Consider the following 24,656-nt stretch of genomic DNA (forward strand, 5'->3'; position numbering starts at 1 on the left):
CACCGTCGCCGACGAAGCCCGCGTCACCCAGATCCTGGCGAACCTCGCGGACAACGCCAGGAACGCGGCGGGCGACACCGGTCGGGTCGAGTTCCATTGTGGACAGTCGGCGACCGGCGTCTTCGTCCTGGTCGGCGATTCCGGGCCGGGCGTACCCGAAGCGGATCGCGAGCGGATCTTCGGCAGGTTGGTGCGCTTGGACACCGCACGGCGCCGTGATCGCGGTGGTTCGGGACTGGGCCTGACGATCGCCCGCGGCCTGGCCAGAGCCCACGGCGGGGACCTGACCTGCGAGGCTTCGGGATTCCGGCTCACCCTGCCGTACGGATGAGGTTGTCCAGCCTGGTGCTGTGTCCCGAAAGGACCCGGCCGGGGTCGGCGCCGAGCACGTCGCCGAGCACCGTGGCGTAGACGTCCCGGAAGTCGGTCGTGGCCTTGAGATCGTCGTTGTCGAGATCGGTCAGGCTCGGCTGCTCGCCGTGGAAACCGCCCTGGACGTGCTCGCCGAGCACGAACATCGGGCCCGCGGTGCCGTGGTCGGTGCCTTCACTGGCGTTCGCGCGCACGCGCCGCCCGAATTCGGAGTACACCAGCACGGTGACCTGCTTGCCCCGGTCGCTGCCCTGCAACCGGCGCACGAACGGCGTCAGCGCGGCGTCGAGCTCGGTGAGCAGCCGTTGCTGCGTGCCGCGCTCGTCGGAATGGGTGTCGAATCCGCCGAGCGACACGGAGTACGCGCGGGTCGGCACGCCTGCCTCGACCAGCCCCGCCACGAGATCCAGCTGAGCGGCGAGATCCGAGCGGCCGCCCGCCGAGGCTCCCTTGTTCCGCTGCTCGTCCTCATCGTCCTTTTCGGACGCGTCGTGCGCGGCACCGCCCAGGACGCGGACGGCGTCGTGCAGATCGCCGATCGAGCGAGAAGCCCTGGCACGCCAGGGATCCTCGCCGGGGACCGGGGTGCCGAGAGCGGCGAAAGCCTTGCCCAGCTCGCCCTTCGGCAGTACCAGACCGCTGACCGGCATCGAGGCGGCCGCGGTGCTCTCCCCGGCCAGCAGCGGAGGGAGGACCGGCTCGACCGAGACCGCGCGCAGCGGATCCGCGCCGGAGGTGTCCAGCCAGCGCCCGAGCCAGCCGGTCGGCACCGAAGTGTCGGGGGAGGCGGTCTGCCAGATCGCCATCGACCGGAAGTGGCTGTGATCCGGTTTCGGATAGCCCACTCCCCGCACGACCGCCAGTTTTCGCTCGTCCCACAGGCCTTTGAGCCCCTTCATGCCGGGGTTCAGCCCGAGCCCTTCACCGAGGTCGAGCACTTCCTCAGGCTGATACGCCAGCTCGGGCCTCGCGTCCTGGTACGCCTTGTCGCCCGCCGGGATCACGGTGTTCAGCCCGTCGTTGCCACCGTAGAGCGTGACGACCACCAGCACCCCCGCGTTCGGATCCAGCGGGTTCTCCGCGGCCGCGCTCATCAGCGAGTCCCAGTTCACCCTGGTCGCGCCGACGGCGAGCGCGCCGGCCGCGGTCACCCCGGTCAGGGTGAGAAAACTGCGCCGGGTCACGGTCTTCATGCTGTCCTCCTCATCCGCTCACCACGTACTCGGGCGCGCACGCGGCCACCGTGAGCAGTGTGCGAGGGTCCTTGGCCACGCCGTCCAGCGCTTTCCTGGTCCGGTTGGACCAGGTGTCGATCCCGAATGTCTCCGGCAGTCGTCCCAGCGCGTCGTCCCGCGCCTTCTGGGCGACCAGCCGCGCGAGGTTCAGCCGCGCGACCCCGGCCGACGTCGTCAGCCACGCCCCGCCGGCCGGCCAGCCACCGACGCTCGGCGGCCGGAACGGCAGCTGTCCCATCCCGCGCAAGCCGTTGAGCAGCTTCTTCGGCTCGAGATCGCTCGCCTTCAGCCCGGTCGCGCGCAGCAGGCCGACCAGCCATTCGACGGGCTGTTTGACGATCGTCGCGGCCGTGTCCCGGAACGCCGGTTCCCCGGCGATCGCCCGGAGCGCGGCCTGGATGTCCCGTCCCGGCCCGTACGCGGCGATGATTCGCTGATGTGCGTCCGGCGGCGGTGGTGTCGGTGAAACCAGGCGGAACCACAGCCGGCCGGTCACGAAGGCCGCCGATTCCGGCCGTTCCAGTACGAGGTCCACAAAGGACTCCGCGGTGAAGTCGGCGGTCCGGCCGAAGATCTGTTTCGGTCCGCGGTCCTGGCGTTGGGGTTTCAGCGCGGCCGCACCGGTTTTCTTGTCCAGCGTCCAGCCGGTGAGCGCGCGGGCCGACTCGCGCACGTCTTGTTCGGAGTAGTGCCCGACGCCGAGCGCGAACAGTTCCATGAACTCCCGGGCCAGGTTCTCGTTCGGCGAACCGACCTTGTTGTCGTTGCCGTCGAGCCATTTCAGCATCGCCGGATCCACCACCAGCGCCTTGGCCAGCCCGGTGAACGCGCCGCGGCCGAGCCGGTGGAAGGTCTCGTTCTGCGTCAGCATCAGCGACGGCGTGCGGACCTTCTGCTCGCTGGTCGCGAAATGACCGTGCCAGAACCAGGTGAGGCGTTCGGCGTCGTCGGCGACCATGCGGTCCAGCCACCAGAGCGTCAGCCGCTGCTCCTGCTCGGCTCTGGCCTGCTTTTCCTCCTTTTTGTCCTTGCGGTCGGGCAGCGCGGCCAGTTGCGGGGCCTGTCGTGCGCTTCCCGGCGCGAGGAGGTCGTCCAGCGCGGGGACCGGCTCCCCGGGGCGGGGGCCGAATCCGAACCGATCGGCCAGCCGCCGGGCAGCGGCGCGGTCATCGAGAACAGCCATGGCCCGATTCTGGGCAGCGGCGGGCCGGGCCCGCCAGGAACCCGGGCGCATCTTCAGGTGACCCGAAGGTCGCGGCCGTAGGACCCAGGGCCCAGCGGCAGCCGCCAGGTTCGGTCCCCGGTCCGACGCGCACGGGTGTCCCGCTGGAATTGACTGACGGGCGACGTGATCACGTTCGACGGGAAGAAGACCTGATGATCGAGTTCGACCGGCTCACCAAGCGACGAGGATCGGCGACGATCCTCTCTGACGTCAGTTTCGCGGCGCGCCCCGGCAGGGTGACCGGGTTCCTCGGGCCCAACGGTGCCGGGAAGTCGTCGACCCTGCGGATCCTGCTCGGACTCGACCGTCCGACTTCGGGAACCGCGCTGGTCGGCGGCGTTCCGTTCGCCGAACTGCGGGATCCCGTGCGCAAGGTCGGCGCCGTCCTCGACGGCTCGGGGGCGCATCGCGCGCGCACCGGCCGGGCGCATCTGCAGTGGGTCGCCGCGGCGGGCGGCGTCCCTCGCGGAAGGGTGGACGAGGTCCTGGCGGAGGTCGGTTTGTCCGCGTCCGCGGGGAAACGCGTCGGCGGCTACTCGCTGGGGATGGGACGGCGGCTGGCCCTGGCGGCGGCGCTGCTCGGCGACCCCGAGGTGCTGGTGCTCGACGAACCGGTCAACGGCCTCGATCCGGAGGGCATCCGCTGGATCCGCGGCTTCCTCCGCGAGCGCGCCGCGGCCGGGCGAACCGTCCTGCTGTCGAGCCATCTCATGGGCGAACTGTCGGAGACGGTCGACGACGTCGTGGTCATCGACGGCGGCAGGATCGTCGCTCGGGGAACGCTCGCCGAAGTCGTCGGCGGGCACCGGAACCTGGAGGACGCCTTCTTCGCGCTCACCACCGGGGCCGTGCGATGAGGGCCTACCAGGGCGAACTGCGCAAGCTCGCGTCCCTGCGGTCGGTGTGGGCCTCGATCGCGATCGGCGTCCTGGTCCCGGCCGCCCTCACGTTCCTCAACGCCAAGTCGGCGGCCGCTCGCGGCGGCAACGTGGACGTCGGGTTCCAGGAACTCGCGTTCGGCGTGGTGGGGGCGGTGATCCTGGGTGTCGTCGCGGTGAGCAGCGAATACACGGTGGAGGGGGAGAGCGCCGGTGGCGGCCGTCAGATCACCACGAGCCTGACGGTCGTGCCGTCCCGGCGGCGGTTGCTGATCGCGAAGCTGGCGGCGGTGATCACCGCGGTCGCCGTGCTGGCGGCGGTCTCCTCGGCCGTCACGCTGATGACCGTCGATGCGCTGCTGGGCACGAGTGATTTCGCGCGACTGCCTGGAGTCGTCCTGTACTGGGTGCTGACTGCGCTGCTCGCGTCCGGCCTGACCTTGGTGACGCGTAACGGAATCCTGCCGCTCGTCGTGCTGATCCTGAACTCGTCGGTGGTCACGGTCACCTACCTGCTTTCGAAACTCACGCCGCTTGCCGTGTTCTTCCCCGACCTGGCCGGGGTCCGCATGTTCGTCAGGCGAGTGGATCTGCCCGTCCAGCTCGCACCGGTCACCGGTGGCCTGGTGATGGCGGCCTGGGTCGCGGCGCTGCTCGCCGTGGGTTTCCTGGTTTTCCGCAGGAGGGACGCGTGACGGCCGGGCGGGCTCTCCGCGCCGAGGTACTCAAGTTGCTCAGCCTCCCGGCGACGTACTTCACCCTGCTGGGCACGCTCGGCGTTTCGGTGATCCTCGCGATCGCGTTCTCGCGACAAGGTGTTTCATCCATCGGTTATGCCCAGGCCGGGTTCCTCGTCCTCGGCGTCATCGCCGTGACGTCGGAGTACAGCGGCGGCCAGATCCACCGGACCCTGACCGCCCTGCCCCGCCGGATCGCCCTGCATCTGTCCAAAATGGCCGCTCTGCCGATCGTGGCCGTCCCCGCCGCAGGCCTTACCGCGCTGGTCTGTGGGCCGTTGTCCGAGGCGGCGGGAGCAAGTGCCTATCTCGCGCTCACCACGGTGCTCGCCGCCGCCGTCGCGACGGTCCTGCGGCGGAGTGTTCCGGCGGTGGCCGGGCTGCTCGGGTACTACTTCATCGCGGGCCCGCTGCTCCGGGATCGAGCCGCGTTCGCGGCGTACCTGCCGGACCTCGGAAGTCACCACCTCGTCGTGCTGGGCTGGGTACTCCTCGCGGTCGGGGTTTCCGCGATGGTGTTCCGGAGGCGGGACGCGTGACTCAGCTTCGCGGAGCCACCAGGCCCAGGTCGTACGCCGTGATCACCAGCTGAGCGCGGTCGCGGGCCGACAGCTTGCTCAGCAACCGGCTGATGTGCGTCTTCACCGTCTTGACGGCGATGGTCAGCGTCTCGGCGATCTCGGTGTTGGACAACCCGCGGCCGACGAACGTGAGGATCTCGATCTCGCGTCGGGTCAGCCCGGCCGGCGGGGGCGGGTTCCGGTGCGGCGGCGCCGTGACGTAGTGCTCGATCAGCCGGGTGAGAATGGCGGGCGCGAACAGGGATTCGCCGGCGTGCGTCCGGCGGACGGCGCTGATGAGCTCGTCGGGTTCGGTGTCCTTGAGCAGGAAACCGCTCGCTCCCGCACGGAGCGCGCCGTAGACGTACTCGTCCAGTTCGAACATGCTCAGCACGAGGATCCTGGTCCCGGCCAGGTCGGGGCAGGCGCTGATCTCCTTGGTGGCCACGATCCCGTCCTGGCCGGGCATGCGGATGTCCATCAGCACGACGTCCGGGCTCAGCCGTCGCGCCATTTCCACCGCCTGCGTCCCGTCCTCGGCCTGTCCGACGACGACCATGTCCGGTGAGGCGCCGAGGATGATCGCCAGGCTGTGCCGCAGCAACCGCTGGTCGTCGGCGAGCAGGATCCGGATCGGGGGTTGTCCGGGATTCGTCACCATGCTCCGTCCGGTAGTCGCGCGGTGAGCCGGAAACCGGTCCCGGCCGGTGCCGCGTGCAGGTCGCCGCCGAGTACCTCGGCACGTTCTCGAAGTCCCGCCAGGCCGTGCCCGGCGCCGCGGGCGGGGGACCAGGCACCGCGCGGCCCGTCGTCCTCGACGGTCACGACGATCGTGTCGCCCTCGCGCCGTAGCTCGACATGAGCGATCGTCGGTCCGGCGTACCGCGCGGTGTTCGCGACGGCTTCGCGGACGATTTCGCAGATCGTCGCTTGTACCCCAGGGGAAACGTCCCCGAGCCCGCCGACGTCCAGCCGTGGTTCGAGGCCCAGCGAGCGGGTGGCCTCGACGATGGCCGGAAGGTCCGAGAGGTTCCGTACGGGCCTCAGCGGCGCGCCGCGTTCGTCAGGGTCGCGAAGCACGGCCAGCATGCGCCGGAGTTCGGTGACCGCGTCGCGGCTCGTCTGTTCGATGTCGACGAGCGCCTGTTCGCGTTCCGCTTCCCGGATGTCGCCTTGGACCCGCCTCGCCGCGCTGGCCCGCAGCGTGATCACGCCGAGGCCGTGGGACACGATGTCGTGGAGTTCGCGGGCGATCCGGAGCCGCTCATGGTGCGTGGCGTGCTCGGCCGCCCAGCCGGTGAGGCGTGCTTCGTAGTCGAGGCGTCGCTTGCGGGCGCGGACCAGCGTCCACGTCGTCACTGCGGTCGCCGTGGCCACGACGAGGACCGGCACGACGATCGCGCCGGGCCCCTCCGCGCCGGTGGCCAGCAGCACGATCGCGGCCACGACCAGCACCGCGGAGGCGACCAGCCACGCACGCGATCGCCATTCGGGGCGGTCCGGCGGTGTCATCACCGGCCATCGTATTACCGGCGGGTCGGGTCGTGGGCCGGCCCCAGCACCCACGTTGCGAAAGCCACTTTCGCAACCTTCAACGTTGCGAAAGTGGCTTTCGCGACACCCGAAGCCGGTAGGCACGCGAGCGGCCGAACACAACAGGTTTGCCTTACCCCTCAAGCGAACCGTCCCAGCCACCCACGACCATCTGTACCGAGCCGGTTCTTTCGCGTGGCTGAGTGGACGTCACACGTGACTGGAGGGACGACACGCTCGCGGACGCCTCACACGGCATGCACCAGCGTCAGCGCGCCACCCGCCGCCGAAAGCAGGAGGACGGACCAGCGGACGGAGCGTTCGCCGACCCGGCGGCTCAGTGCTCGTCCCAGCAGGTCACCGGCGAGGGCGGCGCCCGCGACCGCGAGGAGCACGCTCACCGGCACCTCCACCCAGCCGAGACTGGGCAGCGCGACCAGGCCGAGCAGGAAGAAGTAGATCGACAGCGTCCCGCGCGTCTCGTCCGCGCCCCAGCCCGCGCTCGCCCCGTACACCGCCACGGCGGGTCCGGAGAGCCCGGCGACGGAGTTCATCGCCGCGCTCAGCACTCCGGCGCCGATGGCCCCTGTCCGGCCGGCCAGCCGCCTGCTGGTGATGCCGCTCGCCAGCACGCCGACGGCGAGGACGCAGCAGCCACCCGCCGCGAGCAGCAGCGGACGTGCGGGAACCCCGCAGACCACGAGGGCGACGACCGGGGTGAACACCACCGCGGGCACCGTCAGCCAGGCGACCTGCGCCCACCTGATCGCTCGCCAATGGGTGATCGCGACCGCGAGATAGACCGGGAAACCGAGCAGCAGGGTGAGCCGGACGGCGTCGAGCGGGCCCAGCGCCAGCGCCAGGAACGGTACGCACAGCAGGGAAAGTCCCATCCCGGAAAGGCGCTGGGCGACGACCCCGGCCGCCGCCGCCAGCGAAGTCATGGCCAGGGTTCCCACCGGACCACTGTGGACCGGAGGTGGACGGGAGGGTAGGCGGTGCGCGGCGAGGACGTCATAGCCCATCGCTATGAGTAGGCCGCACCAAACGAGATGTCGTGAGTGTTTTGGGTCGTTCCAACGACACTGATCACTCACGATGTCGTCGCCACCACCGCGTGACACCGGACCTATGGCGTCGACTGTGTGGATTTCGGTGCGTTAGATGACCAGAAATCCACACGGTCCCGCGTGACTGGTCCGGTCACGCAGGGGTGTGTGGATATAGGGACGTTGAACGTCCCTATATCCACACACCCCTCACCCTGAGTGACACTTCGTGCGATCATCTGCCACACACCGTCCCGAACTGGACCCGTCGATCGCGCGAGTTCTGGCTCTTCTGGCCGTGCCAGTCGTGCCGCACGCTCGGCGTCACTGCCTTTGGAACAGACGGGAGCGTGAGATGAGGATCGGTGTCCCTCGTGAAGTCAAGAACCACGAGTACCGGGTCGCGGTGACACCCGCGGGCGTGCACGAGTTCACCTCGGCCGGGCATGAGGTGTTCGTCGAGCGCGGAGCCGGGGAGGGATCGTCCCTGCGCGACGAGGACTACGCCGCGGCCGGGGCGAAGGTGCTGGACAGCGCCGACGACGTCTGGGCGACCGGCGAGCTCGTGCTCAAGGTCAAGGAGCCGATCGCCGAGGAGTACCACCGCCTGCGGCGCGACCAGCTGCTGTTCACCTACCTGCACCTCGCCGCGAGCGAGCCGTGCACGCGGGCGCTGCTGGACGCCGGGACGACGTCGGTGGCCTACGAGACGGTGCAGCTGCCGAACGGTTCGCTGCCTTTGCTGTTCCCGATGAGCGAGGTCGCCGGTCGGCTGGCCCCGCAGGTCGGCGCGCAGACGCTGATGCGTGCCAACGGCGGACGCGGGGTGCTGATCGGCGGCGTCTCCGGGGTGGCTCCGGCGCGGGTGGTCGTACTCGGCGCCGGTGTTGCGGGGATGAACGCGGTCGCCGGCGCGGCCGGGACCTGGGCCGACGTCGTCCTGTTCGACAAGAACGTGGACAAGCTCCGCGCAGCCGACCGGATGTACCAGGGCCGGATCCGCACCGCCGCGGCGAACGCCTACTCGATCGCGGAGGCCGTGGTCGAAGCCGACCTCGTGATCGGCGCGGTCCTCGTGCCCGGCGCCAAGGCACCGAGCCTGGTGTCGAACGAACTCGTGTCCCGGATGAAGCCGGGCAGTGTGCTCGTCGACATCTCCGTCGACCAGGGCGGTTGCTTCGAGGACACACGGCCGACGACGCATGCGGAACCGACGTTCCCGGTGCACAACTCGCAGTTCTACTGCGTCGCCAACATGCCCGGCGCCGTCCCGCACACCTCGACGTACGCGCTGACGAACGTCACGCTGCCGTACGCGCTCGAGCTGGCGAACAACGGCCTGTCCGGGGCCCTCGCGCGGTGCCCGGAACTGCGCGGCGGGGTCAGCACCGTGGACGGCCGGCTGACGTCCGCGCCGGTCGGCGAAGCACTCGGAATCGGCTCGGTCGCGCTCGACGACGCGCTCGGCCAGGTCGCGGCCTAGGCCGTGCCCTGTAAGTCTGCTCGCGGTCTTCGCGCCCAGGCGGTCCCTGGACGGCACGGGCGGATGCGGCCGAGTACAACCCGGTACGAGGCCGATCCGCCCGCACCGCCAGGAACCACCTGGATCACGAAGCCCATCGAACAGACTTACAGGACACGGCCTAGGTGGTGCGGGCCGGGATCTGGAGCTACGTTCAGGTCCCGGCCCCGTCGCCGTGAGGGAGGTGCCGTTGCCGCGAACGTTGATCGAAATCGACCGGACGTCCGCCGAACCGCTCTACCGGCAGGTGCGGCGCGCCATCGAGCACGGCATCGCGATCGGCACGTTCGACCCCGCGCACCGGCTGCCGAGCTCGCGTGAGCTGGCCGCCGAACTCAGCGTTTCCCGCAACACCATCAACCTCGCCTACCAGGAGCTGGTCGCCGAGGGGTTCGTGGAGAGCCGGGAGCGCAGCGGGCTGTTCATCAACGCGGAGATGCGGCCGCACTGCGCGGTGCAGGAACGGGGCACCAGCCCGGCCATCGACTGGAGCGCGCGGGTGCGCCGGTACCCGGACGCCGGGGTGCCGCACATCGAGAAACGCGTCGACTGGCACACCTATCCGTACCCGTTCCTCGCCGGGCAGGTGGACGTCACCGCGTTCCCGGCGCGGTCGTGGACCCGCTGCCTGCGTGACGCGCTGTACCGGCCGCACGTGTTTCCGAGCCTGCAGGACAGCGTCGGCTCCGACGACCCGATGCTGGTCGACCTGATCTGCCGTCAACTCCTCACCGCGCGGGGGATCGAGGCCGATCCGTCCGAGGTGCTGATCACCGTCGGTTCCCAGCAGGGTCTCGACCTGCTCGGTCGCGCGCTGCTCGGGCCGGACAGCGTCGTGGCGATGGAGACCCCGGGGTACCTCGACGCCCGGCACATCTTCCTGCGCACCGGCGCCGGGTTGCGTGGCGTCGACGTCGACCAGAGCGGTCTGCGTCCACCGGAGACACTCGACGGCGTCGATCTGCTCTACCTCACCCCGAGTCATCACCACCCGACGAACGCGACGCTGAGCATCGGCCGCCGTCGCCGGCTGCTCAGCCTGGCCGCGAGCGCGGGCACGGTGCTCGTCGAGGACGACTACGACAGCGAGTTCCGGTACCACGGCAGCCCGACACCCGCGCTCAAAGCGCTCGACGGCACCGGTGACGCGATCTACCTCGGCACCTTCTCCAAGTTCCTCTCACCCGGTCTGCGGCTGGGATACCTGGTCGGGCCGCGCGAACTGGTGCGTGAGCTGCGGGAGATCCGGCGCTACGTGCTGCGGCATCCGCCCGGTCACCTCCAGCGGGCGCTGGCGCTGCTCATCGACAGCGGCGAGTACCACCGGTCCCTGCGGCGGTACCGCACGAAACTGATGCGGAAATGGGAGGCGACCTGCGCCGCGGTCACCGAGCACCTGCCGTGGGCGCAGACGGCGTATCCGCCGGGCGGGGTCAGCCTCTGGATGACCGGACCGTCCGAACTGGACTGCCGGGCGCTGATGGAGCGCGCCGAACGCGACGGTGTCCTGATCGAACCCGGTGACATCTTCTTCGTCGGGGACGACCCGCCGCGCAACCACTTCCGGATCGGCTTCGCGGCGGTGCCGTTGCGCGACATCGATCCGGGTATCCGGCTGCTCGGCGAGGCCTGCCGCGACCTGCTCGGCGGCTGAGGGCATCTGGTACCACCGCACCGGACCGTTCTGGACCTGTTCATGCGGCCAGATGTGCCGCACTGTCTGGGGATCCTTCGTGAGCCAGGCAACGTCGCCAGGAGGTCCGTGTGCTGGAGTCCCTTCGAGAAGAACCCGCCGCCGATTTCGTCGCCCTCGGCGGCACGGTGCTCACTTTGGACCCGGCGGGGAGACGGGTCCGCGCACTGGCCGCGAGCGGCGGGCGGATCACCGCGCTGGGCTCCGAACGCGAGATCTCCCGGCTGATCGGCCCGGAGACCACCGTGCTCGACCTGGCCGAGCGCACGGTGATCCCCGGTTTCGTCGAGTCCCACAACCATCCGGCGTTCTTCGGGATGACACTCGCCGCGCCGGTCGACGCCGGCAGCCCGCCCAACGACACCATCGCCGACATCGCCGGCCGGGTCGCCCAGGCGGCCAAGGAGCTCGGACCGGGGGAGTGGATCCGGGGCTTCCGCTACGACGACACGCTGCTCGCGGACGGCCGTCATCCGACGCGCGCGGATCTCGACCCCGTCTCCGGCCGGAACCCCGTGGTGCTGACCCACGTGTCCGGGCACTTCTGCACCGCGAACTCCCTCGCCCTGCGTGAAGTCGGCATCACCGCCGAGACGCCGGACCCGCCCGGCGGGCTCATCGTGCGGGACGCCCGGGGCGAGCCGACCGGGGTGCTCGTCGAGACAGCGGCTTTCCTGGTCACGTCGCGGTTGCCGGGGCAGAGCGCGGGCGAACTGGCCGAAGCCCTGCTCCTGGCGGACGAGGAATACCTCGCCAACGGTGTGACCTCCGTGCACGACACCGGCATCGGGCTCATCGGCGGAGCGGCGGAGCTGGAGGCGTACGCGTTGCTGCGTCGGGCGGGGAAACTGCGCGTCCGGGTGCGCGGATACCTGTTCCACAGCCTGCTTCCCGGCCTGGACGAGGGCAGGCCGGAAGCACCGGACACCGGCGGCGCGGACGACAAGTTCGCGATGACCGGCGTGAAGATCGTCGCGGACGGGTCGATCCAGGGCAAGACCGGCTGCCTCGCGGAGGGGTATACCTGCGACCCGGACGAGCACGGCATGATGCTGCTCGAACCCGCCGAGCTCGGCCGCCGGATCGCCGCGCTCGACGCGGCGGGCTGGCAGGTCGCCGTGCACGGCAACGGGGACGCGGCGATCGACGCGATCATCGACGGCTACTCGCGGCTGGGTTCGCCGTCGGGAACCGGCAGGCGGCACCGGATCGAGCACTGCCAGACGGTGCGCGAAGACCAGCTGGACCGGATGGCCGCCCACGACGTCCTCGCGTCGTTCTTCGTCAAACACGTCTACTACTGGGGAGACCGGCATCGCGACGTCTTCCTCGGCCCCGAGCGGGCGCGCCGGATCAGCCCGCTGGTGTCGGCCCGCTCGCGCGGAATCCACTTCGGACTGCATTCGGACACCCCGGTGACGCCCGTGCCGCCGCTGGAAGGGATCTGGTGCGCCGTACGCCGGATCACCCGGCAGGGCAAGGTGCTCGGCCCCGAACAGGCCGTCGGCGTCGATGCCGCGCTGCGCGGCTACACGATCGACGCCGCGTACCTGGCGGGCGAGGAGAACGTCAAAGGCAGTCTGGAGATCGGGAAACTCGCCGATCTCGCGGTGCTGTCCGGCGATCCCACCACGGTCGACCCCGACCGGATCCGCGAGCTGACCGTGGAAGCCACCGTCAGCGGCGGCGAGGTCGTCTGGCGGCGCGAGACGGCGGGAGCACCGCGATGATCCGCAGCTGGCCGAGTGTCCTCATCGGACTGTTCGTCCCCGCTTTCGCCCTGCTGGCGGGAATTCTGGTGCTGTCGGGATCGACGGCGTCGGTGCTGGGCATCCCGGTGCTGTTCTTCTGGGTGTTCTGCTGCTGCGCGCTGACCACCCTGTGCCTGTGGATCAGCTGGCGTTTCTTCGACCGCGCCCACTACTCGGAGGACGACTGATGCTGATCGCGATCGTGGCGGTGGTGATGGCGGGTTCGATCGGGCTCGCCGTGTGGGCCGGACGGTCCACCCGCGGCGGCGGGATCTCCGAGTTCCTCGTCGGCGGCCGGTCGTTCCCGGCGTGGCTGGTGTACTTCCTCGCGGTCGGCGAGGTGTACAGCATCGGGACGATGATCGGGTTCCCGAGCGGGATCTACGCGCACGGCGCGAGCTACGGGATCTGGTTCATCGGCTACATCCTGCTCGCGTACTCGTTGGGCTACTTCCTGGCCCCGCTGGTGTGGCGGGCGGCGAAACGGTACGACGCGATGACCGTGCCCGACGTGTTCGGACGGCATTTCGGCAGCAGGCGGCTCGAACTGATCACCTGTGTCACGATGCTGATCGCGCTGGTCCCGTGGGGGCAGTACCAGTTCATCGGTCTCCAGGTGGTGCTGAGCAATCTGGGGCTGCGGCTGGATCCCGTGCAGTGCGTGGTGCTGGCGGGCATCGTGGCGTTCGTCTACATCGCCGTCTCCGGCGTGCGGTCGCCCGCGTTCGTGTCGATCCTCAAGGATCTGTTCATGCTGCTCGGCGTGGTGCTCGTCGGAGTGGCGGTCGTGCTCGCCGCCGGCGGCACCGCGAAGGTCAGCGGCCCCGAGGTGCTCAGCGCGGCGCAGACCACCATGGGCGGCTCGGAACTGACGTTCGCGATGACGACGATCCTCTTCCAGAGCATCGTGTTCTATCTCGGTTTCGGTGGCGCGTACGTGTTCCCGGCCCGCTCCGAACGCGCGGTGAAGAGCTCGACCGTGTGGATGCCGATGTACATGCTGATCTACCCGTTCCTGGTGCTGGCCGCGTACTACGGCGTGAGCGCGCATCCGGATCTGAAGAACCCGAACACGGTGTTCATGGTGACCGCCAAGGGTTTGCTGCCCGATTGGCTGCTCGGTCTGGTCGCCGCGGGCGCCGCGCTGTCCGGCGTGCTGGTGCTCGCCGCGACCGCGCTCAGCATCGGCGGCATGGTCTGCCGCAACCTCGCGCCGAACGTCCCGGCCGCCGCGCAACGGCGGTGGACGGTCGTCGCGGTGGCGAGCTTCCTGGTCCTGGCGGCGGTCCTGACCCTCGTCGCGTCGACGTTGATGCTCACGATCCTGAACCTGACCTACAACCTGCTGGCTCAGGTCGTCCCCGGCTGGCTCGCGATCCTGTTCGTGCGCCGGGTGCGGACGGCCGCGGTGGCCGCCGGGATGGTTACCGGGGTGCTCGCCGCGATCGTCCTGTACGTCACCGGTGCGACGTTCGGCGGGTTCAACGCGGGCCTGGTGTCGATGGGGCTGAACGTGGCGGTGGTGGCCGTCTGGAGCCTGGCGGCGCCGGACAAGGCACGGGTGCCGGTAGCGCGGTCGACGGGAAGCGCCCGGGCGTCCGCGGTGACGGCCGGGGCGGTCGTGAGCGGCGAATAGTCTTGCGGGTGCCAAGTCCGTGAAGGCCTCCTTGAGGGACTCTGGGTCCCTCAAGGAGGCCTTCACGGACCGGTGTTCGGCGCAGTCCCGAAGCGTTGCGAAAGCCACTTTCGCAACCTTCAACGTTGCGAAAGTGGCTTTCGCAACACCTGCGGGCCCGCCGAAGGTCACTGGGCGACGGTGATCTGCGTGTCCAACGCCTTGTCGCCCTGTGCCTTCTCGTTGCCGCTCGCTTCGCTCTTGACGCGATCCTTGGCCACACCCGCTCCTTCGAGGGCGGTCGCGATCGCTTCCGCGCGCTTTTCGGAAAGCGCCTTGGACTTTTCGGCGTCGGGGTAACCCGCGTGGGTGGCGACGGCGATCTTGACGTCGTTGCCCTGCATGGCCTTGGCGATCTCGCCGAGTGCCGTCTTGCTCTTCTCGGACAGTTCGGCGCTCTCCGTGGTGAACATGATCGGTGACTGCTGGGCCGCTTGCTGGATCGCCGCGGTCACCTTCTGGGCCGCTTCACCACCGGCCTGACCCGCGTCCCCGGTCCCCGCTCCCGATGACGCGTCGGCTCCGGTACCGGATGACGACGCGGCCGGTGCGCTTGAAGCGTTTCCATTCGCGCCATTCGTTCCAGCCGCACCGTTTTCGCCCTCGGAGCCGCATGCGGCGACCAGACCGGCCACGATCGCCACACCCGTTACCGTCCGGGCAATTGTCCTGCGCATGAAGATTCGAACTCCCTTGGGTCGTCTCGCATTGGCTGACGCCGGGGATACGAACACGAAAGAGCTAAAAGCGCCAATCGTGGTCGAGCGAACGGACGGCAAGACCACCCGAGTGAGCTACCTCGGTAGCCCGGTCTTCACGGTGGTCGAGGCCGATTTCCTTGCCTGGAAAGGGTAAATGAGGTGAAGTCGCGGAAACTCACCCAGCCGTCCGGCTCAGGTTGCAGGACGGCGCGAATGGCCTTTGATGGAGGTACGCGTCGATCTTCGGCGCCCAGCGAATATCAGAGGAGTTCCGATGGGTATCGACTTCGAAGGCATGAAGGACAAAGTGAGCGGGGAGCACGTCGACAAGGCCGCCGATTTCGCGAAATCCCGCTTCGGCGAACACTCCGACAAGATCGACACCGCCGCCGACAAGGCGAAGGACTTCCTCGGCGACTCCGGCGGCGAGCAGCAGGGCGACCAGCAGCAGGACTCACCCTCGGGCCAGTAACCCGAGGACGTCCCGGAACGGGGCGTACCCCGACGTGACCGAGGTGTCGAGAACCCGGGAGCGGCGGTAGAAAGGGCTGAGGTCGAGCCCGACGCCGACCCCGCGGATCTCGACGGTGCTTTCCTCGCGCAGCACCGTTTCCCGCAGATGCTCGTCCAGGTAGTGCGGATCGTTCGCCAGGCTCGTCGCGCTGTCCATGGGGCTGCCGTCGGAGAGGACGAGCAGGATCCGGCGCGATTCCGTTCGCGCGCGCATCCGGCCGCAGGCCCAGGCCACCGCCTCGCCGTCGACGCCTTCCCGGAACAGATCGGCCTTGAGCAGGGCCGCGAGATCCGGGCGCGCCCGGCGCCACGGGGTTTCGGCGTCCTTGAACACGAGGTGGAGCCGCTCGTTGAGCCGGCCGGGATGCCGCGGCCGTCCCGCCCGCCTCCAGTCCCGCGCGGGCCTCGCCCCGTTCCAGCCGCCGGTCGTGAAGCCGAGTACTTCGCAGGTCGCACCGGCGAGTTCGATCGAACGCGCGAAAAGATCGACCAGCGCGGCGACCGGTTCCGCGTGCGCCGTCATCGAACCCGAGCAGTCGATCAAGAACGTCACGAGCGTGTCCGCCACCGGTTCGATCCGTTCGGTGCGGAAGATCCGCCGTTCGGTGGGGGAGCTGATCAGCTGCGCCAGGGCACGGCCGTCGAGCAGGCCTTCCTCCTGGCCGCTGTCCCAGCCGTCGCGCGCGGGCTCGGCGAGCACCGCCTTGAGGTCGCGTGCCAGCCGCCCCGGGCTGACGCCCTGCCTCCCGACCCGGCGGTCGAGCCGTTCGCGGAGTTCGGTCAGCGACCCGGGGCGCACCAGGTCGGCCGCGCGTCGTTCGCGGTCGTACGTGGTGGTGTAAACCCGGTACGCCGCACCGGATTCGCCCAAGGTCCGGCTGGTTCCGGCGGTCGCGGAAGGGATCTGCTCGCCGAGACTCGCGTCGAAGTCGATCAGGAGGGTGAAGCGCGGGTCGATGGGATCGCCGTCGTCCTCGGCCTCCTGCTCGGCCCCGGTGAGCAGGACGCCGACCGTCCGGGCGATCCCCAGCGCGTGCCCGGCGAACGCCTTCTGATCCGTCCGGTGCCGGCGCAGCCCGGCGAGGTCGTGACCGAGCGAAGGCGCCAGCGCGAACCGGGTCGCCTCGATGAGGTCCTCGGTCTCCTCGACCACGGGTTCGCCGGTGATCCGCGACCGGCAGATCTGCGCGACCGTGTACAGCGTCAGGCCTCGGACGGTCTCGGTCAGCCCGGACCGGTGGAACTCCAGCGACCAGCGGACGTGCCGGAGGCGCAGGTTCCGTCGTATCCCCGGCAGTTCGGCCGGCGGGAGCGACTCGACGCGGAACTGTTCCAGCAGCTCGAAAATCCCGCGTTCGGCCGGATCTCGAGGGCACAGGCTCCGGTGCAGGACGGCGTCCGACGTGGTCAGGCGCAACGCCATCCCGTCCGCGATCCCGCGTGAGGACAGCAGATCGTCGTCGGCGGACTGCCGCAGATGCGGCGCGTGCAGGGGAAGCGGCTCGCGTCCCCGATGCAGTCGCCGCGCCCGGAAATGCAGAGCCGGATCGCCGCTGAGCGCGCGGACCGCGGCCGCGCACAACTCCTCGACCTGTTGACGGCGCAGGGTTTCCGTCTGCCCGGCGGTCATGCCGAGAGCAGCTGGAGCTCGTCGTCGAAGCACCGCTGGAAGTACTCCGCGACGATGGCCCGCTCGGCCTCGTCGCATTTGTTCACGAAGGACAGCTGGAACGCCGTCGCCGGATCGCGGAAGATCTCGATGTTCTCCGCCCAGGTGATCACTGTGCGCGGGGACATCAACGTGGACAGGTCACCGGCCTGGAAACCCTTGCGGGTCAAGGCGGCCACCGCGACCAGGGACGCGGCGAGGGGTTCGGGGACGCTGGGCACCCTGGCCCGCACGATCGCGATCTCCTCGGCGGCGGGCAGGTAGTTCAGCGACGCCACGATGTTCCACCGGTCGATCTGCGCGTGGTTCAGCCGCTGCGCGCCGTGGTAGAGCCCGTTGAGATTGCCGAGCCCGACCGTGTTGGCGGTGGCGAACAGCCGGAAGGACGGATGCGGCCGCAGGACCCGGTTCTGATCGGTGAGGGTGAACTTCCCGTCGCGTTCGAGGATCCGCTGGAGCACGAACATGACGTCCGGGCGGCCGGCGTCGTATTCGTCGAGGACCAGCGCGACCGGCCGTTGCAGCGCCCACGGGAGGATGCCCTCCTGGAACTCGGTGACCTGCTTGCCTTCGCGGAGTACTACGGCGTCACGGCCGACGAGGTCGAGGCGGTTGAGGTGACCGTCCAGGTTGACGCGTACGCACGGCCAGTTGAGCCGCGCGGCGACCTGCTCGATGTGGGTCGACTTGCCGGTGCCGTGCAGCCCCTGCACCAGCACGCGGCGGTCGCGGGTGAACCCGGCGAGCAGGGCCAGCGTCACGTCCGGGTTGAAGCGGTACGCCTCGTCGATCTCGGGGACGTGCTCGTCGCGTTCACGGAACGCGCCGACGACGAGATCCGAATCGATGCCGAACACTTCGCGCACCGAGAGCCGCAGCTCGGGAACCATGCAAACTCCTTACGACGGAACACTTTCCGGTTCGGACCCGCCCTCGGCGTCGACGCTGCTGATCGCCTCGGCAGCACGCTGCAAGGCAGGGAGCGTTTGCAGCGCCTTGTCCGGTGTCAGCCGCATGACCGGCGCCTGCACGGCGACGCACAGGTTGGCGCGACCCGGGACGAGGACCGCGACGCAGACCAGGCCGGGCAGGAACTCCTCGTCGTCGAGCGCGAACCCGTCGCGGCGGATGCGGGTGAACTCGGCCTCGAGCGCGTCGAGGTCGGTGAGGGTCTTGTTCGTGTACTGCTTGAGCGGCGCGTGCGCGAGCAGTTTCCGCCGCTGCGCCGGTTTCATCTGGGCGAGGATCATCTTGCCGCTGGCCGAACAGTGGATCGGCACCCGTGAGCCGGGCCGGAGGTAGAACCGCAGCGGTTCCGGGGTCTCCACCCGGTCGAGGTACACGATCTCGTTGCCCGACAAGGTGGTCACGTTGCAGCTCTCGCCGAGTTCGTCGACGAGGTGACGCAGGACGGCGTGCCGCGCGCCGTGGTGGGTCGCGTTGAGGAGCAGGTTCTCCGCGAGCTGCCGCAGCCGGTGGCCGGTGCCGTAGTGGCGGCCGTCGGCCTGGCGGACGAGCAGGCCCGCCCCTTCGAGCTGCTGGAGCATGCGGTGCAGGGTCGGTTTCGGCAGCCCGGTCTCCTCGACGAGGCCCTGCAGCGAGACCAGCTGATCCTTGGCGGCGATCAGTTCGAGCAGGGAGAACAGCCGGATGGTCGGCGTGTCCCCGGTGATCGGATCGGGTTCGCGAAGCAGCTCCATGTCCCGAAAAGTAGCACACCGCGTCTCGGTTTCCAGAATCCGACGTTGACCCTGGGTGATAGTCGTCCTATCGTCGACCGCATCCTGATTTCAGGAACGCCACGTATCGTTTTTTGTAAATCTCGCCTGCCGAAGGAGCGGAACATGACGGAACGGAAGACGGGTGACGGCCGCACGGTCGTCAGCGGCCGGAAGAAGATGACCCCGTCCGAGGCCTTCGTCGAGACGCTCGTGGCCAACGGCGTCACCGACATCTTCGGCATCATGGGGTCGGCGTTCATGGACGCGATGGACATCTTCGCGCCGGCGGGTATCCGGCTCGTACCGGTCGTGCACGAACAGGGCGCCGGGCACATGGCCGACGGCTACGCGCGGGTGAGCGGCAGGCACGGCGTCGTCATCGGCCAGAACGGCCCCGGTATCAGCAACTGCGTGACCGCGATCGCGGCGGCGTATTGGGCGCACAGCCCCGTCGTCATCGTGACGCCGGAAGCGGGCACGATGGGCACCGGGCTCGGCGGCTTCCAGGAGGCCAACCAGCTGCCGATGTTCCAGGAGTTCACCAAGTATCAGGGGCACGTCAACAACCCGAAGCGGATGGCGGAGTACACCGGCCGCTGCTTCGACCGGGCCCACTCGGAACTCGGCCCGACGCAGCTCAACATCCCGCGCGACTTCTTCTACGGCGAGATCGAGGCCGAGATCCCCGCGCCCGCCAGGCTCGACCGCGGTCCCGGCGGGGAGCGGAGCCTCGACGAGGCCGCCGCGCTGCTGGCCACGGCGGAGTTCCCGGTGATCATCTCCGGCGGCGGCGTGGTGATGGCCGACGGCGTCGAGGAGTGCAAGGCGCTCGCCGAACGCCTCGGCGCGCCGGTGGTGAACAGCTACCTGCACAACGACTCGTTCCCGGCGAGCCATCCGCAGTGGTGCGGGCCGCTGGGCTACCAGGGGTCCAAGGCGGCGATGAAGCTGATCTCGCAGGCGGACGTCGTGATCGCGCTCGGTTCGCGGCTCGGCCCGTTCGGCACGCTGCCGCAGCACGGCATGGACTACTGGCCCAAGGACGCGAAGATCATCCAGATCGACGCGGACCACAAGATGCTCGGACTGGTCAAGAAGATCACCGTCGGCATCTGCGGCGACGCCAAGGACGCGGCGGTCGCGCTGACCAAACGCTTGTCGGACCGGACACTGGCCTGCGACTCCAGCAAGGACGCCCGCGCGGCGAAGATCAAGGCGGAGAAGGACGAGTGGGAGGCCGAACTCGACGCCTGGACCCACGAGACCGACGCGTTCAGCCTCGACATGATCGCGGAGCAGGAAGGTGAGGAGGGCAACTGGCTGCACCCGCGGGAAGTGTTGCGGGAACTGGAAAAGGCCATGCCGCCGCGGGTGATGGTGTCGACCGACATCGGCAACATCAACTCGGTCGCTAACAGCTATCTGCGCTTCGAGGAGCCGCGCAGCTTCTTCGCCCCGATGAGTTTCGGTAACTGCGGATACGCGCTGCCGACCATCATCGGCGCCAAGGCCGCGGCGCCCGACCGGCCCGCGATCTCCTATGCCGGTGACGGCGCCTGGGGGATGAGCATGGGCGAGATCATGACCGCGGTCCGCCACGACATCCCGGTCACCGCGGTGGTGTTCCACAACCGGCAGTGGGGCGCGGAGAAGAAGAACCAGGTCGACTTCTACAACCGCCGCTTCGTCGCGGGCGAACTGGAGAGCGAGAGCTTCGCGGGGATCGCGAAGGCGATGGGCGCGGAAGGCATCGTCGTCGAGAAGCTCGACGAGGTCGGCCCCGCGCTGCGGCGCGCCGTCGAGGCGCAGATGAACGAGGGCAAGACCACCGTCGTCGAGATCATGTGCACCCGCGAGCTGGGCGACCCGTTCCGCCGCGACGCGCTGTCCAAGCCCGTGCGGTTCCTGGAGAAGTACAAGGACTACGTGTAGGTCGCTTTGCGCGTGAAGGCCCCCTTCCCTCGGCTGAGGTTTTGAGTGACCAGCCGAGGGAAGGGGGCCTTCACGCGCGTTGGGCGGTGCGTAGGGGAGGGCTGCGGGGAGGCAGCGCCGAGCGTCGCGAAAGCCACTTTCGGGACATCTGACGTCGCGAAAGTGGCTTTCGCGACGTCTTCGGGTCCCGCTGCCCGCGAGGACAACACCCCACTCGTCACCACCGAGCAGAAGTCCGTGAAGGCCTCCTTGAGGGACCCAGAGTCCCTCAAGGAGGCCTTCACGGACTTGGCACCCGATCTGGACCCATCGAACGCCGCCGCTCTGGCGCTGGGCCGGGGCCGGGCGGATTGCGAAAGTCGAAGCACAGACTCGTGTCTCGAAGGAGGTCTCCGTGGACGTCACCCAGTTGCGAGCGCAGGCTCGACGGCATCTCGGCCCGCACTTCACCCGCAAGGACACCTGGGCCTCGGATTTCCCGGTGTTCGTACGCGGCGAGGGAAGCTACCTGATCGACAGCGAGGGACGCCGCCATCTCGACGGCCTCGCCGGGCTCTTCTGCGTCAACATGGGCCACGGGCGCGCCGACATCGCCAAGGCCGCCGCCGACCAGGTCGGCACCCTGGCCTACGCGAGCAACTGGGGTTCGGCGCACACCCCCGCGATCGAAGCGGCCACGCTGCTGGCCGGACTCGCGCCGGGCGACCTCGGGACGACGTTCTTCGTCAACTCCGGCTCGGAGGCGGTCGAAACCGCGCTGAAGTTCGCCCGGCAGTACCACCGCAGCCAGGGACAGCCCGAGCGGACGAAGATCATCAGCCGCGACATGGCCTACCACGGCACGACCATCGGCGCCCTTTCGGTGACCGGGCTGGCGAAGATCAAGGAGCCCTTCGGCCCGCTCATGCCGGGCGTCCGGCACGTGCCGAACACGTTGGGACTGCTGGGAGACTGCGGCCCGGCGGCCGAATTGGACTGTGTCGCGGCGATCGAGCGGGTCATCCTCGAAGAGGGCCCGGAGACCATCGCGGCGCTGTTCGCCGAGCCGGTGCAGAACGGCCGCGGCGCGCTGGTCCCGCCGAAGGGGTACTGGCCCGCGTTGCGCGCGCTGTGCGACAAGTACGGCATCCTGCTCGTGTCGGACGAGGTCATCTGCTCGTTCGGCAGGCTGGGGCACTGGTTCGGGCACGGCGTCACCGGGGTGGTGCCGGACCTGATCACCTTCGCCAAGGGGTCGACGTCGGGCTACGCGCCGCTCGGCGGGGTGATCGTGCGCGAGAAACTGGTCACCGAGCTGTACGACTCGCCGAAGGGCGGCGTCTTCACCCACGGCGCCACCTGGGGCGGGCATCCGGTCGCCACCGCGGTCGCCGTCGCGAACCTCACCGCGATGCGGGACGAGAAGGTGCTCGACAACGTGCTCACCGAGGGCCCGGAACTGTTCGCCGCGCTGAACTCGCTCAAGTCCGCGCACCGCTGCGTCAAGGACGTCCGAGGCACCGGGTTCTTCTACGCCATCGAGCTGATGGCGGACAGCGACAGCGGCCGTGAGCTGACCGAGGCGGAGTCGCTGAAGGTGCTTCGCGAGGTGCTCCCGGAGGCGTTCCGCCGCACGGGCGTCATCCTCCGCGGCGACGACCGCGGCGCGACGATGCTGATGATCTCCCCGCCGCTGGTCGCCGATCACGAGGTGCTCACCGAACTGCTGCACGGCGTCGACGCGATGCTCAACGACGTCGAGAAGGCCGTCCAGCCCTGAACCAGCCCCTTTCACCCGGTGGGGGTCGCCGTCTTCCGGCGGCCCCCGCTTCGTACGTGGAGGTACTTCGATGAGCCTGATCACCGAGGCCACGCCGGACGTGACGCTCGACAGATGGCGGAAGGCGTTGCGCGGGCGGAACCTCCGCGTCGCGCTGCCCGACGGCGACGACGATCGCGCCGTCCGAGCCGCCCTCTCGCTCCGGGCCGAGGGGATCGTGGTGCCGTCGCTGTTCGGCGACGGCGCGCGGCTTCGCTCCGCCGGGGTGCCGGACGACGTGATCGTGGACGTCGCGGACGCCCTCGCCGACGACCGGACCGCGGCCGCCCTGACGGCGGGTTTCTCGCGTCACCCCGAGAAACTCGCCGACGCCCGGCGCGATCCGGTGTTCGTGGCGGCGGCCGCCCTGCGGGCCGGTCGGGTGGACGCCTGCGTCGCCGGGGCGACCCGGCCGACGGCGGACGTCCTGCGCGCGGGGCTGCGGGTCGTCGGCCTGGCCCCTGAAGTGTCCACATTGAGCAGTTGCTTCTTGCTGTTGCTCCCGGACGGGCGGCGGCTGACCTTTTCGGACTGCGCGGTGGTTCCCGAGCCGGGCGCCGAGCAGCTGGCCGACATCGCCCTCGCCGCCGCGGCGACCCATCGCGGTCTGACGGGGGAGGACCCGGTGGTCGCGATGCTGTCGTTCAGCACGCAGGGGAGTGCGGCCCATCAGCGCGTCGAGGTCGTCCGTGAGGCGACTTCGCTGGTGCGCCGGCGAAAGCCCGGCCTCCCGGTGGACGGCGAGCTCCAGTTCGACGCCGCGCTGGTGGCGTCCATCGCGGCGGCGAAGGCCCCCGGCTCCGCGGTCGCCGGTCGCGCGAACGTCCTCGTGTTCCCGAATCTGGACGCCGGCAACATCGGCTACAAGATCGCCGAACGGCTCGGGGGCGCCGTCGCGCTCGGCCCGATCCTCCAAGGGCTCGCGGCCCCGCTCAACGACCTCTCGCGCGGCTGTTCCGCGTCCGACATCGAGACGCTCGCCCTGCTCACGGCCGCCCAAGCCCTGGACGTTCCGTGAAGGCCTCCTTGAGGGACTCAGAGTCCCTCAAGGAGGCCTTCACGGAACGCGGACTAGCCGACGAGCAGGGCCAGGGCGACGTAGGCGATGGTGCCGACCAGCAGCGTGGAGAGCAGCCCGAGCAGCAGCGCCCGCCCGCCAGTGCGGATCAGGGCACCGATCCGGACCGCGCAGCCCAGCCCGAACAGTGCTCCCGCCAGCAGGAGCGTGCAGACCACCTTGGCGACGTCGAGCGCCGCGCCCGGCAGGATCCCGGTGCTCCGCACCACCACCATCGCCAGGAAACCGAGGACGAACAACGGGACCAGCGGGGCACGCTTCCCGGCGGCGGAAGGGCGGCGACGGCGTTCGCGCACGCTGACCGCGGCGACCATCGGTGCCAGCAGGACGACCCGGCTCAGCTTGACGACCACGGCGACCGCGACGGCGGCGGTCCCGGCCGGGGTGGCGGCCGCGACCACCTGGGCGACCTCGTGCACACCCAGCCCGGCCCAGCCGCCGATCCGCAGCGCGTCCATCCCGAGCCAGCCGCCCAGGAGCGGGACCGCCGCGATCGCCAGACCGCCGTAGAAGGTGACCAGGGCGACCGCGGTCGCGACGTCGGAGTCCTCGCGTTCGACGACTCCCTCCATCGCCGCGATCGCCGACGCGCCACAGATGGAGAACCCGGTCGCGACCAGCATCGCGAGGCCGCGCGGGACGCCGATCAGCCTGCCGATCCCGATCGTGCCGAGGAACGTGAGGCCGACGGTCAGCACGACCGCGAGCAGGGTGCCGGGGCCGAGGGAGAGCACCGACGGGAGCGCGAGTTGCAAGCCGAGAAGGACGACACCGGCGCGCAAGAGCTTCTTCGTCACCTTCGCGATCGCTTGCCGGGTGCCGTCCGAGAGGACCGGCAGCGAACCGGCGAGCACCCCGAGGACGACGGCGAGGGTGAGCGCGCTGAGCACGGGAACCGCGGTGCTCAGCAGGTACGCGACGGCCACGCCGAGAGCGGTGACGGCCAGACCGGTCAGATGCGGCTTCGTTCGCCGCGCGGTGATGGTGCCCATGCCGACGAGCGTCGTCCGGCGA

At 69.7% G+C, this 24,656-nt stretch carries 23 protein-coding genes; 13 read left to right on the forward strand and 10 right to left on the reverse strand.

Features of this window, described 5'->3' with window-relative positions; all coding sequences use genetic code 11:
- A partial coding sequence (locus tag B0293_RS44110) for a sensor histidine kinase (protein ID WP_245820047.1) occupies nucleotides 1-331 on the forward strand: 331 nt, incomplete at its 5' end.
- On the opposite strand, the gene B0293_RS03685 is transcribed toward B0293_RS44110, so the two are convergent.
- Entirely contained in the window at nucleotides 312-1,565 is a 1,254-nt protein-coding gene (locus tag B0293_RS03685; RefSeq protein ID WP_005163719.1) for a DUF1501 domain-containing protein, read from the reverse strand. The genes B0293_RS44110 and B0293_RS03685 overlap by 20 nt on opposite strands.
- A gap of 10 nt (nucleotides 1,566-1,575) precedes the next feature.
- The gene (locus B0293_RS03690) at nucleotides 1,576-2,790 is read right to left on the reverse strand and encodes a DUF1800 domain-containing protein (RefSeq protein WP_005163718.1); all 1,215 of its coding nucleotides are present in this window, start codon (nucleotides 2,788-2,790) and stop codon (nucleotides 1,576-1,578) included.
- Nucleotides 2,791-2,984: 194 nt separating this feature from the next.
- Here B0293_RS03690 and B0293_RS03695 point away from each other — a divergent pair, with 194 nt between their 5' ends.
- From B0293_RS03695 to B0293_RS03705, 3 genes are read left to right on the forward strand one after another with little or no spacing between them, the layout of a single operon-like run.
- The gene (locus tag B0293_RS03695; protein ID WP_005163716.1) at nucleotides 2,985-3,689 is read left to right on the forward strand and encodes an ABC transporter ATP-binding protein; all 705 of its coding nucleotides are present in this window, start codon (nucleotides 2,985-2,987) and stop codon (nucleotides 3,687-3,689) included.
- On the forward strand, nucleotides 3,686-4,405 hold the full coding sequence (locus tag B0293_RS03700; RefSeq protein WP_005163715.1) for an ABC transporter integral membrane protein: 720 nt from the start codon (nucleotides 3,686-3,688) through the stop codon (nucleotides 4,403-4,405). Before B0293_RS03695 ends, B0293_RS03700 begins: the two co-directional genes overlap by 4 nt.
- Nucleotides 4,402-4,986 carry a hypothetical protein gene (locus tag B0293_RS03705; RefSeq protein WP_005163713.1) on the forward strand — a complete coding sequence of 195 codons (585 nt, stop codon included), beginning with the start codon at nucleotides 4,402-4,404 and terminating at the stop codon, nucleotides 4,984-4,986. Before B0293_RS03700 ends, B0293_RS03705 begins: the two co-directional genes overlap by 4 nt.
- Before the next feature lies 1 nt (nucleotide 4,987).
- Here the strand turns inward: B0293_RS03705 and B0293_RS03710 are convergent, their stop codons facing one another.
- The 3 genes from B0293_RS03710 to B0293_RS03720 all read right to left on the reverse strand — a co-directional run bounded on the left by B0293_RS03710 (nucleotide 4,988) and on the right by B0293_RS03720 (nucleotide 7,499).
- Nucleotides 4,988-5,668 carry a response regulator gene (locus B0293_RS03710; RefSeq protein ID WP_039919185.1) on the reverse strand — a complete coding sequence of 227 codons (681 nt, stop codon included), beginning with the start codon at nucleotides 5,666-5,668 and terminating at the stop codon, nucleotides 4,988-4,990.
- On the reverse strand, nucleotides 5,662-6,519 hold the full coding sequence (locus B0293_RS03715; protein ID WP_039919184.1) for a sensor histidine kinase: 858 nt from the start codon (nucleotides 6,517-6,519) through the stop codon (nucleotides 5,662-5,664). Before B0293_RS03715 ends, B0293_RS03710 begins: the two co-directional genes overlap by 7 nt.
- A gap of 269 nt (nucleotides 6,520-6,788) precedes the next feature.
- Nucleotides 6,789-7,499 (reverse strand): TSUP family transporter, encoded by a 711-nt coding sequence (locus tag B0293_RS03720; RefSeq protein ID WP_245192033.1) that lies wholly within the window; start codon nucleotides 7,497-7,499, stop codon nucleotides 6,789-6,791.
- Nucleotides 7,500-7,944: 445 nt separating this feature from the next.
- Between B0293_RS03720 and ald the strand changes: the two genes are divergently transcribed.
- From ald to B0293_RS03745, 5 genes are all read left to right on the forward strand, one after another.
- Complete coding sequence (gene ald / locus B0293_RS03725; RefSeq protein ID WP_005163704.1) at nucleotides 7,945-9,072, forward strand: alanine dehydrogenase; 1,128 nt, start codon at nucleotides 7,945-7,947, stop codon at nucleotides 9,070-9,072.
- A gap of 229 nt (nucleotides 9,073-9,301) precedes the next feature.
- Nucleotides 9,302-10,765: a MocR-like pyridoxine biosynthesis transcription factor PdxR gene (gene pdxR / locus B0293_RS03730; RefSeq protein ID WP_005163702.1), complete on the forward strand. Its 1,464-nt coding sequence runs from the start codon at nucleotides 9,302-9,304 to the stop codon at nucleotides 10,763-10,765.
- Nucleotides 10,766-10,875: 110 nt separating this feature from the next.
- Nucleotides 10,876-12,534 (forward strand): amidohydrolase, encoded by a 1,659-nt coding sequence (locus B0293_RS03735; RefSeq protein ID WP_005163700.1) that lies wholly within the window; start codon nucleotides 10,876-10,878, stop codon nucleotides 12,532-12,534.
- Nucleotides 12,531-12,743, forward strand: a complete 213-nt coding sequence (locus B0293_RS03740) for a DUF3311 domain-containing protein (RefSeq protein ID WP_005163697.1) — start codon at nucleotides 12,531-12,533, stop codon at nucleotides 12,741-12,743. The genes B0293_RS03735 and B0293_RS03740 overlap by 4 nt, the downstream gene beginning before the upstream one ends.
- Nucleotides 12,743-14,191 (forward strand): sodium:solute symporter family protein, encoded by a 1,449-nt coding sequence (locus B0293_RS03745; protein WP_005163695.1) that lies wholly within the window; start codon nucleotides 12,743-12,745, stop codon nucleotides 14,189-14,191. The genes B0293_RS03740 and B0293_RS03745 overlap by 1 nt, the downstream gene beginning before the upstream one ends.
- 167 nt (nucleotides 14,192-14,358) lie before the next feature.
- Here B0293_RS03745 and B0293_RS44115 read toward each other — a convergent pair whose 3' ends face one another.
- Nucleotides 14,359-14,685 (reverse strand): OmpA family protein, encoded by a 327-nt coding sequence (locus B0293_RS44115; protein WP_245192032.1) that lies wholly within the window; start codon nucleotides 14,683-14,685, stop codon nucleotides 14,359-14,361.
- A 520-nt stretch (nucleotides 14,686-15,205) separates the two neighbouring features.
- Between B0293_RS44115 and B0293_RS03755 the strand changes: the two genes are divergently transcribed.
- Nucleotides 15,206-15,403: an antitoxin gene (locus B0293_RS03755; RefSeq protein WP_005163691.1), complete on the forward strand. Its 198-nt coding sequence runs from the start codon at nucleotides 15,206-15,208 to the stop codon at nucleotides 15,401-15,403.
- Here B0293_RS03755 and B0293_RS03760 read toward each other — a convergent pair.
- The 3 genes from B0293_RS03760 to B0293_RS03770 are packed head-to-tail and all read right to left on the reverse strand — an operon-like array spanning nucleotide 15,386 to nucleotide 18,813.
- Nucleotides 15,386-17,074: a cobaltochelatase CobT-related protein gene (locus tag B0293_RS03760; protein ID WP_039919182.1), complete on the reverse strand. Its 1,689-nt coding sequence runs from the start codon at nucleotides 17,072-17,074 to the stop codon at nucleotides 15,386-15,388. The two genes, B0293_RS03755 and B0293_RS03760, sit on opposite strands and share 18 nt — an antisense overlap.
- On the reverse strand, nucleotides 17,071-18,003 hold the full coding sequence (locus B0293_RS03765) for an AAA family ATPase (protein WP_005163688.1): 933 nt from the start codon (nucleotides 18,001-18,003) through the stop codon (nucleotides 17,071-17,073). The genes B0293_RS03760 and B0293_RS03765 overlap by 4 nt, the downstream gene beginning before the upstream one ends.
- A gap of 9 nt (nucleotides 18,004-18,012) precedes the next feature.
- Nucleotides 18,013-18,813: an IclR family transcriptional regulator gene (locus B0293_RS03770; RefSeq protein ID WP_005163686.1), complete on the reverse strand. Its 801-nt coding sequence runs from the start codon at nucleotides 18,811-18,813 to the stop codon at nucleotides 18,013-18,015.
- 144 nt (nucleotides 18,814-18,957) lie between these two features.
- On the opposite strand from B0293_RS03770, the gene xsc reads away from it, so the two are divergent.
- The 3 genes from xsc (at nucleotide 18,958) to B0293_RS03785 (ending at nucleotide 23,582) form a co-directional block, all read left to right on the forward strand.
- On the forward strand, nucleotides 18,958-20,766 hold the full coding sequence (gene xsc / locus B0293_RS03775) for a sulfoacetaldehyde acetyltransferase (RefSeq protein WP_005163685.1): 1,809 nt from the start codon (nucleotides 18,958-18,960) through the stop codon (nucleotides 20,764-20,766).
- 394 nt (nucleotides 20,767-21,160) lie between these two features.
- On the forward strand, nucleotides 21,161-22,525 hold the full coding sequence (locus B0293_RS03780; RefSeq protein WP_005163682.1) for an aspartate aminotransferase family protein: 1,365 nt from the start codon (nucleotides 21,161-21,163) through the stop codon (nucleotides 22,523-22,525).
- A gap of 70 nt (nucleotides 22,526-22,595) precedes the next feature.
- On the forward strand, nucleotides 22,596-23,582 hold the full coding sequence (locus B0293_RS03785; RefSeq protein WP_005163681.1) for a phosphotransacetylase: 987 nt from the start codon (nucleotides 22,596-22,598) through the stop codon (nucleotides 23,580-23,582).
- A 53-nt stretch (nucleotides 23,583-23,635) separates the two neighbouring features.
- Here the strand turns inward: B0293_RS03785 and B0293_RS03790 are convergent, their stop codons facing one another.
- Complete coding sequence (locus B0293_RS03790; protein WP_005163680.1) at nucleotides 23,636-24,634, reverse strand: YeiH family protein; 999 nt, start codon at nucleotides 24,632-24,634, stop codon at nucleotides 23,636-23,638.
- Between the last annotated feature and the right edge of the window lie 22 nt (nucleotides 24,635-24,656).

Origin of the sequence: Amycolatopsis azurea DSM 43854 (assembly GCF_001995215.1) — a bacterium.
Lineage (GTDB): Bacteria > Actinomycetota > Actinomycetes > Mycobacteriales > Pseudonocardiaceae > Amycolatopsis > Amycolatopsis azurea.